The organism is Xanthomonas sp. NCPPB 2864 (genome assembly GCF_056675615.1).
The window spans coordinates 1-17,291 of sequence record NZ_JBWWVS010000018.1; the positions used below are offsets into that span (position 1 = coordinate 1).

Consider the following 17,291-nt stretch of genomic DNA (forward strand, 5'->3'; position numbering starts at 1 on the left):
GCGCGTGGTGCAGGCCGGCGTGGTGCCCTGCTGGATGCTGGCGCAGGGATTGAGCGAGAGCAGGCGGTTGTCGAAGGTCACGTCGTAACCCACCAGCGAGGCTTCGAAGCGGTCACGCACGAAGCGGTAACCGGCTTCCACGGTGCGCGACTTTTCCGGCTCCAGGGCGCCGACGCTGGCATCGAAGGAGGCCTGCGTCACCAGCAACGGACCACCGGCGCCGCCGCCCTGGAACGCGGCGATGTTTTCCGCGTACGAGGCGAACACTTCCTGCCCGTCTGCGATGCGATAGCCCAGACCGACCTGCGGCAGCACCGACTCGCTGGCCTTGATCGAACCGGTCGCCACCGGCGCTTCCACCGCCAGCCCCGGCGTTTCGCGCGCGGTCATTTCGGTGCTCGGGCTCTTGATGCCCAGATCCACGCTCAGGCGCTCGTCGAGGAACTTGAAGTTGCCCTGCACGTAGAACTGCCGCGTGGTGATGATGTAGTTCTGCGAGAACAGCCTGCGGTCGGGATCCTGCAGGAACTTGTCGTCGCTGACCGGCCCGTCTATCCAGTAGAAATTGCGCTCCACATCGTGGTGATTGCGCTCGTACCACAGCCCGGCTTCGAGGTGATGCGGGCCCAGGTTCCAGCCGAGCGAGGCGATGCCGCCGGTGCGGTTGATCCAGTAATTGGTGCTGCGGATGGAGATCGGCAATGCCTGCGGCGTGCCCGGGTTGGACGCCTGGCCCGGCGACCACCAGTGGCCCTGACCCTTGTTTTCGTGGTGGTAGACCTGGGTGTGCAGGCTGATCGCATCGTTGGGCTGGAAGTCGCCGGCCACATAGAACAGATCGTCGTCGCGCAACGCGCGGCTCTGGTAGTACGCATCGTCGATGTTGTCCACGCCGCCGCTGAAACCGCAGCGCGCCGCATTGCGCGTGGCCGGTGCGCAGTACGCCGCGGCCAACGCCCGGTTCCAGTCCGGTGCGTACAGGTTCCAGTCCCAGCCCAGGCCACGCGCCATGCCGCTCTTGGACAGATACGAATAATCGGCCTGCGAGGTCCGCGAGGTGTCGGCGAACGCGGTCAGCTTGCCGCCATCGAACTGGTACACGCCCTTGGCATTGAACTGGCGCGTGGTGGTCGGCGACTCCGGACGCGCCCACATGTCGGCTTCGGCATTGATGCCGGACAGATACGCCGAAAACCCGTTGTAGTCGCCGGTGTCCACGCGCAGGAAGGTGCGCCGGTTGGCATCGGAGCCCACCGTCTGCGACAGCTGCCCGCCGAACACGCTGGACGGATCGGCCGAGTAGTACTGGATGGTGCCGCCCAGGTTGCTGGTGGACGCGGTGCCCAGTGCGCCGATGCCCGATGCCAGCTCCACGCCGCCGAAGTTTTCCGCAATCAGGGCGCGGCTGATATTGAGGCCGTTGTAGTTGCCGTAGGCGTTGTCACCCAGCGGCAGGCCGTCGAGCGTATAGCCCAGGCGCGTGCCGTTGAAGCCACGCAGGCTGATCGTCTGCGACTCCTCGTTGGCACCGAAGGCATCGTTGGATTGCACGTTGACGCCCGGCATGCGGTTGAGCAGCTTCTGGATGCTGGTGCCCGGCGGCAACACCGGAATGTCCTGCTGGGTGATGCGCTGCACCTGACGCGTTTCGCCCTGGCCGATCACCGAGACCGCGTCGAGTTGCTGCACGGTCGTGCCGGTATCGGCAGTCACCTCGGGATCGGCGGCATGCGCGGCCGGCGACAGCACGAGCGCGGTAAGGACGGCGGCACTTAACAGATGGGTCTTGGGCATGAGCGGCAGGGGGGACGAGTCAAAAGATGACGGCAAGCGTGCGACAGCTGTCTTGCGTCGATGCGACCGGGACATGACAGTGCTGCGACAGCTGCTGCGCATTCCGCGCCGCAGCTGCGTTGCGCTGGCATGCAGATGTCATCTGCGCGTCGTAATCTGCGCCCTCATCCATCCGTGTTGTCCGAGGGTTGCTGCATGTCCGATCGCATTGCTCGCGCTTGTTTCCGGACGCTGACCAGCGTCGCCATCGTGGTGCTGGCATGGGGATGCGGCAGTGCGAGCGCCCGCGACAAGGCGGCTCCGGCGGGCTCGGTGATCGCCACCGATGCACACGGCTACCTGGAAAAAGCACAGGTGCCCGACAGCCTGCGCCTGGTACCGCCACCGCCACAGGACGGCAGCGCCGCGCTCGCCAACGATCAGGCCATCGCCACATCCATGCTTGCCCTGCGCGGCACACCACGCTGGGACCTGGCCACACAGGACGCTGCGCTGAGTTTCCCGGCGGCCGCCAATCACTTCAGTTGCGCGCTCGGCATCCAGATCGACCAGGCGCACACCCCGCACCTGCTGCGCCTGCTCGAACGCAGCATGCGCGACGCCAGCACCAGCACCAGCGCAGCCAAGGCCCGTTACCAGCGGCCACGCCCGTTCATGCGCAACGAACAGCCGATGTGCACGCCCGACGACGACGCGGCGCTGCGCAAGAACGGCTCCTACCCCTCCGGCCACACCGCCATCGGCTGGAGCTGGGGCCTGATCCTGGCCGAGCTGGCCCCCGCCCAGCGCGACGCCCTGCTCGCCCGCGGCCGCGCCTTCGGCGACAGCCGCCTGGTCTGCAACGTGCACTGGCAGAGTGACGTCCTGCAGGGCCGCATCATGGGCGCCGCCACCGTCGCCGCGCTGCACGACAACCCCGAGTTCCAGAAGGATCTAGCCGCTGCGCGCCGCGAGATCGACAAGGCACGTGCGAAGCAACCTGCCACCGCCGCGGCATCGCCAGCCTGCGATGCCGAGAACGCGGCGTTGCAGACGGTGTTGCCGGGTGTGATGTGACGCGTTTTGCGGCGCAGTTGCGGGCGCTCGCTTCGAGTTTCGGTATCGGCATGTGGCCCGCTGTACAAGCGTTGCGCTTGTCGCCGTCCCTGATCCTTGATGCAGAACACCAATAGCCAGCGTCTGCATCGGCTCGTCATGCGTCGCGGCAGGTAAGCGGTCTACTTGCCGATACAAAAACTCGAAAAGATCTTGCCCAGCAATTCGTCGGCGCTCAGCTTGCCGGTGATCTCGCCGAGTGCTTCCTGTGCCAGGCGCAATTCTTCGGCGGCCAGTTCGAGCTGTTCGAAGCCCAGCTCCAGATCCGCTGCGTCTGCATGCTGTTCGGCGCGGCGCAATGCCTCGACATGCCGCGTGCGTGCGGAGAATTCGCCTTCCACGCTGTCCACTCCGTCGCCCAGCGCAAGCTCGCGCAACCGGGCGTGCAACTGCTCCAGTCCCAGCCCGGTCACCGCCGAGACCGCGACCGCGTCGCGATCGAGCGCTGTGGCTTCGGCCAGCAGATCGCATTTGTTGTGGATCCACAGCTGACGCGGCACCGTATCGATGGCATCGCCGATCGCATCGCGCGCGGCTTGCGGGTCGCGTGCATCCAGTACCACCAGCGCCAGGTCTGCGCGCTGCAACTCCGCACGCGCGCGCCGCATGCCCTCGCGCTCGATCGCATCACCGCCTTCGCGCAGGCCGGCGGTGTCGACCAACACGAGTTCGAAACCATCGAGCTGGATGGCTTCCTGCAAGGTATCGCGCGTGGTGCCGGCGACATCGGTGACGATGGCGCGCTCGCTACCGGCCAATGCATTGAGCAAGGAACTCTTGCCGGCATTGGGCGGGCCGATCAGCACCGCGTGCAGGCCGTCGCGCAGCTTGCGCCCGCGCTCGGCATCGCGCAGCAGTTGCGCCAGCAATGCGCGCGCCTGCTGTAGCCCGTCGCGCACCTGCGCCCCTCCCAGGGTGTCGAGCGGCTCGTCGGCAAAGTCGATTGCCGCTTCCACATGGATGCGTAGCCGGGTGAGGCTGTCGCTGAGCGCATCGACCCGTTGCGAAAACACACCGTCCAAGGATCTGCGCGCAGCGCGTGCCGCGCGCAGATCGCCGGCGGCGATCAGATCGGCGATGGCTTCGGCCTGCGCCAGATCGAGTTTGCCATTGAGAAAGGCGCGCTCGCTGAACTCGCCCGCGCGTGCCTGCCGCGCGCCCAGCGCAATGCAACGCGCCACCAGCTGCCGCAACAGCACCGGGCTGCCGTGTCCCTGCAGTTCCACCACCGCCTCGCCGGTGAAGCTGTGCGGCGCCGGAAACCACAAGGCAATGCCATCGTCGATCACCCCGCCCTGCGCATCGCGAAAGCGCGCGTAGCGTGCCTGCCGTGGCTGCAGATTCGGGACACCCAGCTCGGCGGCGATCTGCGCCGCCTGCGGCCCGGACAGGCGCACGATGCCGATGCCTCCGGTTCCGGCGGCGCTGGCGATGGCAACAATGGTCGATGGCGAAGAAGACATAGGCAGACAGGTTGCGCGGATCAGAGACGTTGCAGTTGCGTGCGTGCCTGCTCGGCGCCGCTGCCTTGCGGCTGCAGTTCCAGATAGGTGGCGTAGGCCTTGCGTGCCTTGTCGCGATCGCCGGCTTTTGCGTAGGCATCGCCGAGATTGAGATAGGCCACCGCACGCGACGGATCGATTTTCAAGGTATTTTCCAGCCAGCGCGCCGATTCGGCAAAGCGTTCCTGGCGGTAGTACACAAAGCCCAGGTTGTTGGCGGCCAAGGCGAAATCCGGGCGCAGCTTCAAGGCTTCGGCAAACTGCTCGGCCGCTTCGGCGTAGCGTTTTTCCTTGTACAACTGCAGGCCGCGCTCGTTGGCCAGCTGCGCACGTTGGCGGTCGCTGCTCTTCACCGCGGTCGGCAAGACCAGCCTGGCTTCGCCGCCTTGCAGCGTCTTGACCGTCACCGGCGCCGCAGCTGTTGCAGCACCGCTGGTGGTGGCGGCAGGACGCGCCGCATCCACGCGGCCGTTGAGTGCGATCGCATCGGCAGACAACTGCGCGGTACCGGCGGTCAGGAACTCCTCGCCACTCGGTACCTGGAACACGAACTCCCCGCCCTGCGAGCCGGGCAGGCTGCCGAATGCCGGGGTCTGCGCCGACACTGCCGACACTGCCGGTGCGACATAGGCCGCCAGTTCGGTCCCGGTGATCAGGCCATCGCCATTGAGGTCGCCCTTGCCCGCCAGCGCCTGCAGCAGCACCCAGGTAAATACCGAATGCCCGTTCGGGCCGCTGTCGGCCACCTGCTGATCGGCACCGCCGGCAGTGAGCATCTGGCGGGCGATGCGTCGCGCGTTCTCGCGCAGGTAGGCGCCGGACGTCGGCCCGCCGCGCGTCAGCCCCAATCCGCTATAGCAGGCATCCATCACGAACAGCACATGCTTGGCCTGCAGGCTTTCGGCGATGTTCTGCAGGTCGCTCATCGCGATCGCATCGCTGGCCAGTTGCTGCGGATCCGAGTCGACCGGAATGATGTAGCCCAGGTCGCGCCCGGATGCCAGCCGGCGCGTGGCGCCGTGCCCGGCGAAGAACACGAACACACGGTCGTTGGTCTGCGCGCGTCCCTCGCCGAGGCGATCGTGGAATGCCGCAAGAATATTGTTGCGCGTGGCCTGCCCGTTCTTGAGCACGATCACCTGCGAGGACGGAAACCCCAACGGGCCGGTCAAGGTGCTGGCGATGGCCTGCGCGTCGTTGGCGGCATATTCGAGCTTGGGCCAGTGCGCGTAGTCGTCGATCCCGATCACGATCGCCCAGGAGTTGGCGTAGCCGGTGGTCACGGTTGCCTCGGCCGCCGCGCTGGGCGCGTGCGCCACCGAAAACTCGCGGCCATTCCAGCCGGCGAACTGGTAGCCATCGGCGATCAGGCGATCCAGGATCTGCGGCAGCGCCTTCACTGCACGGTCGTGGATGTCATGGAACAACACGATGCCGCGCTGCTCCTTGTTCACTTGGTCGAGCACGCGCTGCACGATCGACTCGGGTACCGGGTCGGCCCAGTCCATCGAGTCGATGTTCCACATGATCGACTTCAGGCCTGCCTCGCCCAGCAGCTGCAAGCCTTCGGCATTGCGCGCCCCGTACGGAAACCGGAACAACGGCGCACGCTTGTCGTCCACCGCCCGCAACAACGTGTCGGTGTCCAGCACCTGGCTGCGCAACGCATCGCCAGTGGTCTTGGACAACTGCGCATGGGTCAGGCTGTGGTTGCCCACCGCATAACCTTCTTCCATCAGCGCGTGGCTGATCTTGGATAACGGCGCGAGTGTCGGCTTGCCCTGCGCGTCCAGGCTGCCCAGGTTGCGGCCCACTTCGAAGAACACGCCCGGCACGTCGTAGCGTTTGAGGATGGCCACGATCTCCTCGGTATAGGCCTTGTGCGGGCCGTCGTCGAAGGTCAGCACCACCGTCCTGGGCGGCAGGTCGCGGCCGAAGATCTCACTGTCGCTATCGCGTGCGGAGAACGGGTACGGCTCCACCACGCCATGATCGCGCAGGATCTTTTCGCGCGTGTACACGCTGCGCAGATGCGCCACGTAGTCGTCCCACTTCTCGCGCTTGGGCACGATCGCGCGGCTGCGATCGAAGCGGCTGAAAATCTGCGTCAGTTCCTTGTTGTAGCTGCGCTCGATCTCGTCCAGCGCTTCCAGATCCTCGCCGATGCGCTGATGCAGCTTCACCGCCGGCAATGCCGAATCGCGGCCAATGCGTGCGTGCAGGTCGCGCAACACTTCGGCAAACGCCAGGCGGTCGGCATCGTAGAGATCCGGTGCCGATTCGATCTCGTCCAGCACCGTGGCGATCGTTGCGAAGCGACGCGCTGCGTTCGACGTCAGCACCGTCTCGAATCGCGCAGCGATGCGCTCGCGCTGCTGGAGGTTTTCATGGAACAGCTGCTGCCCCACGCTGCTGGAGGTGGCGCGGTCGCGTGGCGTCTGGGCATCCGCATCGGCCAGCAACACGATGATGCGGCGATGCCGGTCCAGTTGCTCGCGCAGCTGCGCGATCAGTGCGCGTGCGTCGTCGCTGTCGGTTTCGGCTGCCGCACCAGTGGCTGCAGGCGTAGCGGTGCTGGCAGCAGACGCTGCCTCGCCGGCGGTCTGCTTGCCGCAGCCGGCCATCGCCAGCATTCCGGCGCAAGCGGCGCACAGCCACAGGCGATACAGCGGCGATGACATCACGACGGCGTCCTTGGCGATGAAGACAACAGGGCAGACAGCAACTGCGGCGACATGCAGAAAGCCCGCCTTGCGGCGGGCTCTGTGCAACTGCGCTTACTTGGCGTTGGCCTGGATGATCTTGCTCGGCTTCTCGCCGTGCTGGCGGATCATCCACCACTGGATCAGCAGACCCAGGCCGCCGTTGACCACCCAGTACAGCACCAGGCCGGCCGGCATGAAGGCCATCATGACGCCGAACACCAGCGGCATGAACTGCATCATCTTGGCCTGCATCGGGTCCATGCCCGGGGTCGGGGTCAGCTTCTGCGTGGCCCACATGATGGCGATGTTGAGCACCGGCAGGATGAAGTACGGGTCGCGCGCGGTCAGATCCTGGATCCAGCCCAGCCACGGCGCCTGGCGCAGTTCCACCGATTCCACCAGCACCCAGTACAGCGCGAAGAAGATCGGCATCTGGATCAGCAGCGGCAGGCAGCCGCCCATCGGGTTGATCTTTTCCTTCTTGAACAGCTCCATCGTCGCCTGCTGGTACTTGACGCGATCGTCGCCGTAACGCTCCTTCAGCTGCGCCAGGCGCGGCTGGAAGCGGCGCATCTTGGCACCGGACTTGTACTGCGCAGCCGACAGCGGATACAGCGCCAGACGCAGCAGCACCACCAGGCCGATGATGGCCCAGCCCCAGTTGTGCAGGAAGCTGTGCAGATGGCTCAGCACCCAGAACAGGCCCTGGCCGATGATGGCCATGATCGAGAAGCGGCTGTAGTCGACCACGCGGTCCAGCCCCTTCACGTCTTCCTTGGCGATCAGGCTGACCAGCTTCGGGCCCACCCACAGGCGCGCTTCGGTGGTCGCGGTCTGGCCCGGCGCCACGGTGAAGGCCGGGCCACGCAGTTCGGCCACGTCGCGCGGGCCGTCCTGGTTCAGCACGTACAGCGAGGCCTGGTCCTTCTGCGGAATCCACGCGGTAAAGAAGTGGTGCTGCAGCAACGCCACCCAGCCGGCGGTGATCTGGCGATTGAGGCCGCCGTCGTCCATGTAGTCCTTGAACGCGCGACGCTCGTAGCCTTCCTGCGGGCTGTACCAGGTCGCTCCGTTGAAGCTGAAGGAATCCGGGTTGGTCATGCCGCGGCTGAGGATGGTCGGCACCCGGCTCAGCTTGCGGAACACGTAGCCGTTCCACGGCGCGCCACTCTTGTTGATCACCTCGTCCTTGATCGAGATCGCATAGCGACCGCGCTCCAGGGTGAAGGTGCGGCGGATTGACACGCCGTTGGGGCCATTCCACACAAACGGCACCACCAGGGTGTTCTGGCCCTTGGCCAGTTCGAACGCGGTGCCCGGCTGTTCGGCGCGGAAGCCGCCCACGCCCGGTACCGGCGAATGCTCGCTGGCCCAACCGCTGGTGGCGTTATAGGGATGCGCGGCATCTTCGGTCAGCAGGCTGACCGGCGCGGTGCCGTCCTTGGTCTGCGGAAACTGCAGCAGTTCGGCATCGAGCACGCTGCGGCCGTCCAGCTTCAGGCGCAGCACGTCCGAGGTCAAGGTGATCACCGGCGCAGCACCGGCAGCGGCCGGCGTCGCGGCAGTCGTGCTGGTCGCCGGTACGGCGCCCGGCACACCCGCCTGCGGAATGGCCTGGGCCGCCGGCACATTGGCCGACGGTGCCGCAGCGTCCAGATCGCGCGCAGCCGGCACCGACTGCGTCGCCGCAACCACCGGCGCATTGGCGGCGGCCTTGTCCTTGCCCCACTCCATCCACAGCAGCGCCGCGACCATCAGCCAGGCAAAAATCAGGAAAACACGGGTCTGGTTCATCGGGCAGCAACTCGCTCAGTCGGAACTGGGTTCCGGCTCTGTCGGGGAAAGGGAGGATGGGTGCATCGTCCTGGCGGGCGGCATTGTGCCGGGCGCAGCAGGCAGGGGCAATGCGCCGGCACGGCGCAGCAGACGCAGGAAAGCGTCGCGAATCTGTGGATTGGTCGCTTTTGCGGCTGCGGAGCGCGCCACAATCACGTAATCGCCGCCGGCAAGCTCGGGCAGCAGATGCCGCATGGCATCGCGCAATACGCGTTTGATCCGGTTACGTCCCACCGCACGCGTGTCGACCTTGCGCGACACCGCCATGCCCAGGCGCGGCGGCGTATCGCCGGTCCGCCAGTGCAGGCTGAGCAACGGGTCCGAGGTACGACGTGCAGTATCGAAAACGACCGTATATTGCGCACGCGTACGAACCCGCGCAGAGCGAGGAAATCGCCTGCACGGGTTGGATGCGTTCACGTTAGGGACTGCCTCGGCCGCAGGGAGCGGCGCGGCAATCAAGCGCTCAGGCGCTTGCGGCCCTTGGCGCGGCGGCGAGCCAGGATCTTGCGGCCGTCGGCAGTTGCCATACGTGCGCGGAAGCCATGGTCGCGTGCTCGCTTGAGGTTGCTGGGTTGGAAAGTACGCTTGGTGGCCATGGGGCCCTCTGCATGAATGGAGACGAATAGAACCGGCAATTCTATAGGGCCATCAGGGGCCGGGTCAACTCCCCGCAGATGTTAGCGGAGGTGATGGCGGTCAAGCCCTGTGGATGGACCTGTGAATAAGTCTGGGAAAACCCTGTCCTCGGTGCTAGTCTGGCGCATCCTCTTTTCACTACCGGGCTGCGAGCACGGCGCTTTTCTGCGCGCCGCAGCCAGCAACAGATGATCATACTTTGATGGATGCTTGGCCCCGCTGTCTGGAACGTCTCGAAGCCGAATTCCCGCCCGAGGACGTCCACACCTGGTTGAAACCCCTGCAAGCCGAAGACCGCGGCGACAGCATCGTGCTGTATGCGCCGAACGCCTTCATCGTCGACCAGGTCCGCGAGCGCTACCTGCCGCGGATCCGCGAGCTGGTGGCGTATTTCGTCGGCAACGGCGAAGTGGCGCTGGCGGTCGGCTCCCGCCCGCGTGCGCCGGAACCGCAGCCGGCACCGATGGCCACGCCCAGCGCACCGGTTGCCGCGCCGATCGTGCCGTTCGCCGGCAATCTGGATTCGCACTACACCTTCGCCAACTTCGTCGAGGGTCGCAGCAACCAGCTTGGTCTGGCCGCCGCGATCCAGGCAGCGCAGAAGCCGGGTGACCGCGCCCACAACCCGCTGCTGCTGTACGGCAGCACCGGCCTTGGCAAGACCCACCTGATGTTTGCCGCCGGCAACGCGCTGCGCCAGGCCAATCCGGCCGCCAAGGTGATGTATCTGCGCTCGGAACAGTTCTTCAGCGCGATGATCCGTGCGCTGCAGGACAAGGCGATGGACCAGTTCAAGCGCCAGTTCCAGCAGATCGATGCGCTGCTGATCGACGACATCCAGTTCTTCGCCGGCAAGGACCGCACGCAGGAGGAGTTCTTCCACACCTTCAACGCGCTGTTCGATGGCCGCCAGCAGATCATCCTGACCTGCGACCGCTATCCGCGTGAGGTCGAAGGCCTGGAGCCGCGGCTGAAGTCGCGCCTGGCCTGGGGCCTGTCGGTGGCGATCGACCCGCCCGATTTCGAGACCCGCGCGGCGATCGTGCTGGCCAAGGCGCGCGAGCGCGGCGCCGAGATTCCGGACGACGTGGCGTTTTTGATCGCCAAGAAGATGCGCTCCAACGTGCGCGACCTGGAAGGTGCGCTCAACACGCTGGTGGCACGCGCCAACTTCACCGGCCGCTCGATCACGGTGGAATTTGCCCAGGAGACGCTGCGCGACCTGTTGCGCGCCCAGCAGCAGGCGATCGGCATCCCCAACATCCAGAAGACCGTGGCGGACTACTACGGCCTGCAGATGAAGGACCTGCTCTCCAAGCGACGCACCCGCTCGCTGGCGCGTCCGCGCCAGGTGGCGATGGCGCTGGCCAAGGAGCTGACCGAACACAGTCTGCCCGAGATCGGCGACGCCTTCGCCGGCCGCGACCACACCACCGTGCTGCATGCCTGCCGGCAGATCCGCACGCTGATGGAGGCCGACGGCAAGCTGCGCGAGGACTGGGAAAAGCTGATTCGTAAGCTCAGCGAGTAAGCCGGCAACGGTCTTGACGGCCCGCTTGGAGAAAAGCGTGGAAACGTTGGGGTCAAATGCGGGAGAATCTGTGGATAACGTTGCCTCGCAGGTCGGGCGGAAAACTATCCACAGGTTTTACCGCCAGACCAGGGGCACTAGTCCAACGACTTTCAGGCGCTAATTTGTCTTTGGAAACAAACAGTTATGGTGGTTATCCGCTGAAAACGGCCCTACCATCACCACCAAGCTTTTGATTTATTCCATTATCTTTTAAAGCATAGGGGCACGGAACCACATGCGTTTTACACTGCAGCGCGAAGCCTTCCTCAAACCATTGGCCCAGGTGGTCAATGTGGTCGAACGCCGTCAAACCCTGCCGGTTCTGGCCAATCTGCTGGTGCAGGTCAAGGACGGGCAGGTCTCCTTGACCGGTACCGACCTGGAAGTGGAAATGATCTCGCGCACGATGGTGGAAGACGCGCAGGACGGCGAAACCACGATTCCGGCGCGCAAGTTGTTCGACATCCTGCGCGCCCTGCCCGACGGCAGCCGCGTCACCATCTCGCAGACCGGCGACAAGGTCACGGTGCAGGCCGGGCGTAGCCGCTTCACCCTGGCCACGCTGCCTGCTAACGATTTCCCGTCGGTGGACGAAGTCGAAGCCACCGAGCGCGTTGCGGTGCCAGAGGCGGCGTTGAAGGAGCTGATCGAGCGCACCGCGTTCGCCATGGCCCAGCAGGACGTGCGCTACTACCTCAACGGCTTGCTGTTTGATCTGCGCGAGGGTTTGCTGCGGTGCGTAGCCACCGATGGCCACCGTCTGGCACTGTGCGAGACCGAGCTGGAGAAATCCGGCGGTGCCAAGCGCCAGATCATCGTGCCGCGCAAGGGCGTGACCGAGCTGCTGCGCCTGCTAGAAGCGGCAGACCGCGAAGTGGAGCTGGAAGTCGGTCGTAGCCATATCCGCGTCAAGCGTGGCGATGTGACCTTCACCTCCAAGCTGATCGACGGCCGCTTCCCGGATTACGAGGCGGTGATCCCGATCGGCGCCGATCGCGAGGTCAAGGTGGACCGTGAAGCGCTGCGTGCATCGCTGCAGCGTGCGGCAATCCTGTCGAACGAGAAGTACCGTGGCGTGCGGGTGGAAGTGTCACCGGGTCAGCTGAAGATCAGCGCACACAACCCGGAGCAGGAAGAAGCTCAGGAAGAAATCGAGGCCGACACCAAGGTCGACGATCTGGCCATCGGCTTCAACGTCAACTATCTGCTCGACGCGCTGTCTGCACTGCGCGATGAGCACGTGGTCATTCAGCTGCGCGATGCGAACTCGTCGGCACTGGTCCGTGAGGCTAGCAGCGAGAAGTCGCGTCATGTGGTGATGCCGCTGCGTCTCTGACGCCGCGTTCCACGTGGAACACGAAGAGCCCGGCGAAAGCCGGGCTTTTTCGTTTTCAAGATTGAGAGTGCTGAAGTCGTTGCGGTGTAAGGCTTTGGGAGGCTTGAGCGTCCTTGGGCATCCGCTCTGCGCTGGTATTGGGTGCCCAGATGCGTCGGTGCCTTACCCGGAGCTACTTTGCCTTCGGGCATGAGCCTCAGAGCATCAATGCCGCACGTTTACCAAGCCAAGAACGGTTCGATAGACGCCACTCACGGATAGTCAGACTTCGACGACCGGACAAGGGCATTGGTTCGTTTGCTTGGATTGACGAGCGTGAGTAGGAACACGAGCGATATCAAAAAACTGGCATCAGCCCGGTGCGCTGCTGTCGTCAGCACGGATACTTTGCCCATCTGTGTTTCAGACATGCCCAAGGATCAGTGAGCTGTCTTGCCTAGGGAACGCGCCGCGTGCGATCGCTGCGCTCTGGGCAAGCAGCCAAACCCAACCGCGACCTGTCGAGTTACGAAGGCGTTGTTGGCAGGTCCACGGGATACACGTGGAACAACGTGCTTTCTCCTCGTGTCACTCACCGCATTGGGGCAAGCTGGTTTTGTGGCAGCTCCCGTGAGATTAGTTGGTCATACACGTTGCGGTTTGTCGTCCAGCGAAGTCGCACTGACTGGAGCCAGCCTGAATCAGTTCATAAAAGACACCGTGGTCCGCTCCGAACGAGTACGTACAGCTGCGTCTGGCGTGAGCGTCCTTGAGCCGGTTTTTGAGTTATGCACATCGCGCTTTGCTTTTAAATCTATAAATAATTTAAGAGCTTGGTGGTGATGGTAGGGCCAGATTTCGCCGGAAAATACCCTATGTGTTTGTTTTTAAACTACTTTTAGGCCTCGAAACCCTGTGTCTAGACCCGTGTAGAGAGGTCCGCAACCTGTGGATAAGCGGGAGCGGCTGCTCTGGCCTGGTTTTTATCCACAGGTTGTCCCCTGCCTGTCCCTAGGGTCGCCTCACGTCTGCACGGGCAGGATCCGCATCGATCACGTATCCTCCGCTCCGACCGGGATGCCGGATCACAGCGCAGAGCAGACCGATCGATGCACGTAGTGCGGTTGTCCATCCATCGACTTCGTCGTTTCGAGACCGTCGACCTCCACCCCGCCAGTTCCTTGAACCTACTGACCGGCGATAACGGCGCGGGCAAGACCAGCGTGCTGGAAGCATTGCATCTGATGGCCTACGGCCGCAGCTTTCGTGGCCGTGTACGCGACGGGCTGATCCAGCAAGGTGCCAGCGATCTGGAAGTCTTCGTGGAGTGGCGCGAGGGAACCGCCGCGATTGGCGAACGCACGCGGCGGGCGGGGTTGCGCCATAGCGGCCAGGAATGGACGGGGCGGCTGGATGGCGAAGATGTCGCCCAGCTGGGTGCCTTGTGTGCCGCGCTGGCTGTCGTGACCTTCGAGCCCGGCAGCCATGTGTTGATTAGTGGCGGCGGTGAGCCGCGGCGGCGCTTCCTCGATTGGGGGCTGTTCCACGTGGAACCTGACTTCCTGGCGCTGTGGCGGCGCTACGCGCGAGCGCTCAAACAGCGAAATGCCTTGCTCAAACAGGGCGCACAACCGCGCATGCTCGATGCCTGGGATCATGAACTCGCCGAATCCGGCGAAACGCTCACATCGCGTCGTCTTCGCTACCTGGAGCGCCTGCAGGAGCGACTGATTCCGGTCGCCACCGTAATCGCTCCGTCGCTCGGGCTATCCGCGCTGACGTTCGCACCGGGCTGGAAGCGCCATGAGGTGTCGTTGGCCGACGCGCTGCTATTGGCACGCGAGCGTGATCGCCAGAACGGCTACACCTCGCAGGGACCGCACCGAGCCGATTGGGCGCCAGCCTTCGATGCATTGCCGGGCAAGGATGCGCTCTCCCGCGGCCAGGCAAAGCTCACCGCCCTCGCCTGCCTGCTGGCGCAGGCCGAAGACTTCGCCCATGAGCGCGGCGAATGGCCAGTGATCGCTCTGGACGACCTGGGTTCGGAGCTGGACCGCCACCACCAGGCACGCGTGTTGCAGCGCCTCGCGTCCGCGCCAGCGCAGGTGTTGATCACCGCAACCGAAATGCCGCCCGGTCTGGCCGAATCCGGCAAGCTGCTGCATCGGTTCCACGTGGAACACGGCAATGTGGCCGTGCTGACGCCCTCCGCGTAACCGTCGGCGGCGCAGGTGGGCCGACTGGTATAATTTCCGGGCTATCCCCCTTTTCCCACGGTGCGATGCGGCTCCTGCCGCCTGCGCCCGTGTTGTGGAGCTAACGGCACACGCATGACCGACGAACAAAACACCTCGCCCACCCCCAACGGCACCTACGACTCCAGCAAGATCACTGTGCTGCGTGGCCTGGAAGCCGTCCGCAAGCGCCCCGGCATGTACATCGGCGATGTCCATGACGGCACCGGCCTGCATCATATGGTGTTCGAGGTGGTCGACAACTCGGTCGACGAAGCCCTGGCCGGCCATGCCGACGACATCGTGGTCAAGATCCTGGTCGATGGATCGGTTGCGGTGTCCGACAACGGCCGTGGCGTGCCGGTCGACATTCATAAGGAAGAAGGCGTCTCCGCGGCGGAGGTGATCCTCACCGTTTTGCATGCCGGCGGCAAGTTCGACGACAACAGCTACAAGGTATCCGGCGGCCTGCACGGCGTGGGCGTGTCGGTGGTCAATGCGCTGTCCGAGCACCTGTGGCTGGACATCTGGCGCGACGGCTTCCACTACCAGCAGGAATACGCGCTGGGCGAGCCGCAGTACCCGCTCAAGCAGCTGGAAGCCTCGACCAAGCGCGGTACCACGCTGCGCTTCAAGCCATCCGTGGCGATCTTCAGCGACGTCGAGTTCCATTACGACATCCTGGCGCGCCGCCTGCGCGAGCTGTCGTTCCTCAATTCGGGCGTCAAGATCACCCTGATCGACGAGCGCGGCGACGGCCGTCGCGACGATTTCCACTACGAAGGAGGCATCCGCAGCTTCGTCGAGCATCTGGCGCAGCTCAAGTCGCCGTTGCACCCGAACGTGATCTCGGTGACCGGCGAGCACAATGGCATCGTGGTGGACGTGGCCCTGCAGTGGACCGACGCCTACCAGGAAACCATGTACTGCTTCACCAACAACATCCCGCAGAAGGATGGCGGCACCCACCTGGCCGGCTTCCGCGCCGCGCTGACGCGTGTGCTGAGCACCTACATCGAGCAGAACGGCATCGCCAAGCAGGCCAAGGTCGCGCTCACCGGCGACGACATGCGCGAAGGCATGATCGCGGTGCTCTCGGTCAAGGTGCCCGACCCCAGCTTCTCCTCGCAGACCAAGGAAAAGCTGGTCAGCTCGGATGTGCGTCCGGCGGTGGAAAACGCCTTCGGTGCGCGCCTGCAGGAATTCCTGCAGGAGAATCCGAACGAAGCCAAGGCCATCACCGGCAAGATCGTCGACGCCGCCCGTGCGCGCGAAGCCGCCCGCAAGGCGCGCGACCTGACCCGCCGCAAGGGCGCGCTGGACATCGCCGGCCTGCCCGGCAAGCTGGCCGACTGCCAGGAAAAAGACCCGGCGCTGTCCGAACTGTTCATCGTCGAGGGTGACTCGGCAGGTGGCTCGGCCAAGCAAGGCCGCAACCGCAAGAATCAGGCGGTGCTGCCGCTGCGCGGCAAGATCCTCAATGTTGAACGCGCGCGTTTTGACCGCATGCTGGCCTCCGACCAGGTCGGCACGCTGATCACCGCGCTGGGCACCGGCATCGGCCGCGACGAGTACAACCCAGACAAGCTGCGTTACCACCGCATCATCCTGATGACCGACGCCGACGTCGACGGCTCGCACATCCGGACCCTGCTGCTGACCTTCTTCTACCGGCAGATGCCGGAGCTGATCGAGCGCGGCTACATCTACATTGGCCTGCCGCCGCTGTACAAGCTCAAGCAGGGCAAGAGCGAGCTGTACCTGAAGGACGATGCAGCGCTCAATGCCTACCTGGCCAGCAACGCGGTCGAAGGCGCGGCGCTGATCCCCGCCACCGACGAGCCGCCGATCACCGGCGAGGCGCTGGAAAAGCTGTTGATGCTGTTCACCAGCGCCAACGAGGCGATCGCGCGCAACGCACACCGCTACGACCCGGCGCTGCTCACCGCGCTGATCGACCTGCCGCCGTTGGATGTGGACAAGCTGCAGGCCGAAGGCGAGGTGCATCCCACCCTGGATGCGCTGCAGGCGGTGCTCAACCGCGGCACCCTGGGTACGGCGCGCTACCAGCTGCGCTTCGACCCGGCCACCGATGGCGCCTCGGCGTCGCTGGTGGCGGTGCGCAGGCACATGGGCGAGGAATTCACCCAGGTATTGCCGATGGGCGCGTTCGAAAGCGGCGAGCTGCGTCCGCTGCGTGAGGTCTCGCTGGCCCTGCACGATCTGGTGCGCGAAGGCGCGCAGATCGTGCGCGGCAACAAGACCCACCCGATCACCAGCTTCGCCCAGGCGCATGCCTGGCTGCTAGAAGAGGCCAAGCGCGGCCGCCAGGTACAGCGCTTCAAGGGCCTGGGCGAAATGAACGCCGAACAGCTGTGGGAAACCACGGTCAATCCGGACACGCGTCGCCTGTTGCAGGTGCGTATCGAAGATGCCGTGGCCGCCGATCAGATCTTCAGCACCTTGATGGGCGATGTGGTCGAGCCACGCCGCGACTTCATCGAGGACAACGCGCTGAAGGTGTCCAACCTGGACATCTGAGCCACCGTTGCCCGTCGGCGCACCGCTCAGGCGTTGCGTCGACGCCTGCGGTTTTTT

11 protein-coding genes are annotated in these 17,291 nt (G+C 64.9%); 5 read left to right on the forward strand and 6 right to left on the reverse strand.

Annotated features, from left to right (window positions below):
- Positions 1-1,794 (reverse strand): TonB-dependent receptor (locus tag AC1KVE_RS20515; RefSeq protein WP_481093109.1); only part of this gene is annotated, 1,794 nt, incomplete at its 3' end.
- Positions 1,795-1,989: 195 nt separating this feature from the next.
- Here AC1KVE_RS20515 and AC1KVE_RS20520 point away from each other — a divergent pair.
- Complete coding sequence (locus AC1KVE_RS20520; protein WP_481092493.1) at positions 1,990-2,850, forward strand: acid phosphatase; 861 nt, start codon at positions 1,990-1,992, stop codon at positions 2,848-2,850.
- 161 nt (positions 2,851-3,011) lie between these two features.
- Here AC1KVE_RS20520 and mnmE read toward each other — a convergent pair whose 3' ends face one another.
- The 5 genes from mnmE to rpmH form a co-directional block, all read right to left on the reverse strand.
- The gene (gene mnmE / locus AC1KVE_RS20525) at positions 3,012-4,352 is read right to left on the reverse strand and encodes a tRNA uridine-5-carboxymethylaminomethyl(34) synthesis GTPase MnmE (RefSeq protein WP_481092494.1); all 1,341 of its coding nucleotides are present in this window, start codon (positions 4,350-4,352) and stop codon (positions 3,012-3,014) included.
- 20 nt (positions 4,353-4,372) lie between these two features.
- Positions 4,373-7,075 (reverse strand): polysaccharide deacetylase family protein, encoded by a 2,703-nt coding sequence (locus AC1KVE_RS20530; RefSeq protein WP_481092495.1) that lies wholly within the window; start codon positions 7,073-7,075, stop codon positions 4,373-4,375.
- A 93-nt stretch (positions 7,076-7,168) separates the two neighbouring features.
- Positions 7,169-8,890 (reverse strand): membrane protein insertase YidC, encoded by a 1,722-nt coding sequence (gene yidC, locus AC1KVE_RS20535; RefSeq protein WP_481092496.1) that lies wholly within the window; start codon positions 8,888-8,890, stop codon positions 7,169-7,171.
- A gap of 15 nt (positions 8,891-8,905) precedes the next feature.
- Positions 8,906-9,352: a ribonuclease P protein component gene (gene rnpA / locus AC1KVE_RS20540; RefSeq protein ID WP_039512801.1), complete on the reverse strand. Its 447-nt coding sequence runs from the start codon at positions 9,350-9,352 to the stop codon at positions 8,906-8,908.
- Positions 9,353-9,390: 38 nt separating this feature from the next.
- Positions 9,391-9,531 (reverse strand): 50S ribosomal protein L34, encoded by a 141-nt coding sequence (rpmH, locus tag AC1KVE_RS20545; protein WP_002805908.1) that lies wholly within the window; start codon positions 9,529-9,531, stop codon positions 9,391-9,393.
- A 242-nt stretch (positions 9,532-9,773) separates the two neighbouring features.
- Between rpmH and dnaA the strand changes: the two genes are divergently transcribed.
- From dnaA to gyrB, 4 genes are all read left to right on the forward strand, one after another.
- Positions 9,774-11,102, forward strand: coding sequence for a chromosomal replication initiator protein DnaA (gene dnaA, locus AC1KVE_RS20550; RefSeq protein WP_024939149.1), 1,329 nt, complete (start codon positions 9,774-9,776; stop codon positions 11,100-11,102).
- A 277-nt stretch (positions 11,103-11,379) separates the two neighbouring features.
- Entirely contained in the window at positions 11,380-12,480 is a 1,101-nt protein-coding gene (gene dnaN / locus AC1KVE_RS20555; RefSeq protein WP_016901842.1) for a DNA polymerase III subunit beta, read from the forward strand.
- Positions 12,481-13,568: 1,088 nt separating this feature from the next.
- Positions 13,569-14,675 (forward strand): DNA replication/repair protein RecF, encoded by a 1,107-nt coding sequence (gene recF, locus AC1KVE_RS20560; RefSeq protein ID WP_481092497.1) that lies wholly within the window; start codon positions 13,569-13,571, stop codon positions 14,673-14,675.
- Positions 14,676-14,789: 114 nt separating this feature from the next.
- On the forward strand, positions 14,790-17,234 hold the full coding sequence (gene gyrB, locus AC1KVE_RS20565; protein ID WP_016901840.1) for a DNA topoisomerase (ATP-hydrolyzing) subunit B: 2,445 nt from the start codon (positions 14,790-14,792) through the stop codon (positions 17,232-17,234).
- The last annotated feature ends 57 nt before the right edge of the window (positions 17,235-17,291 follow it).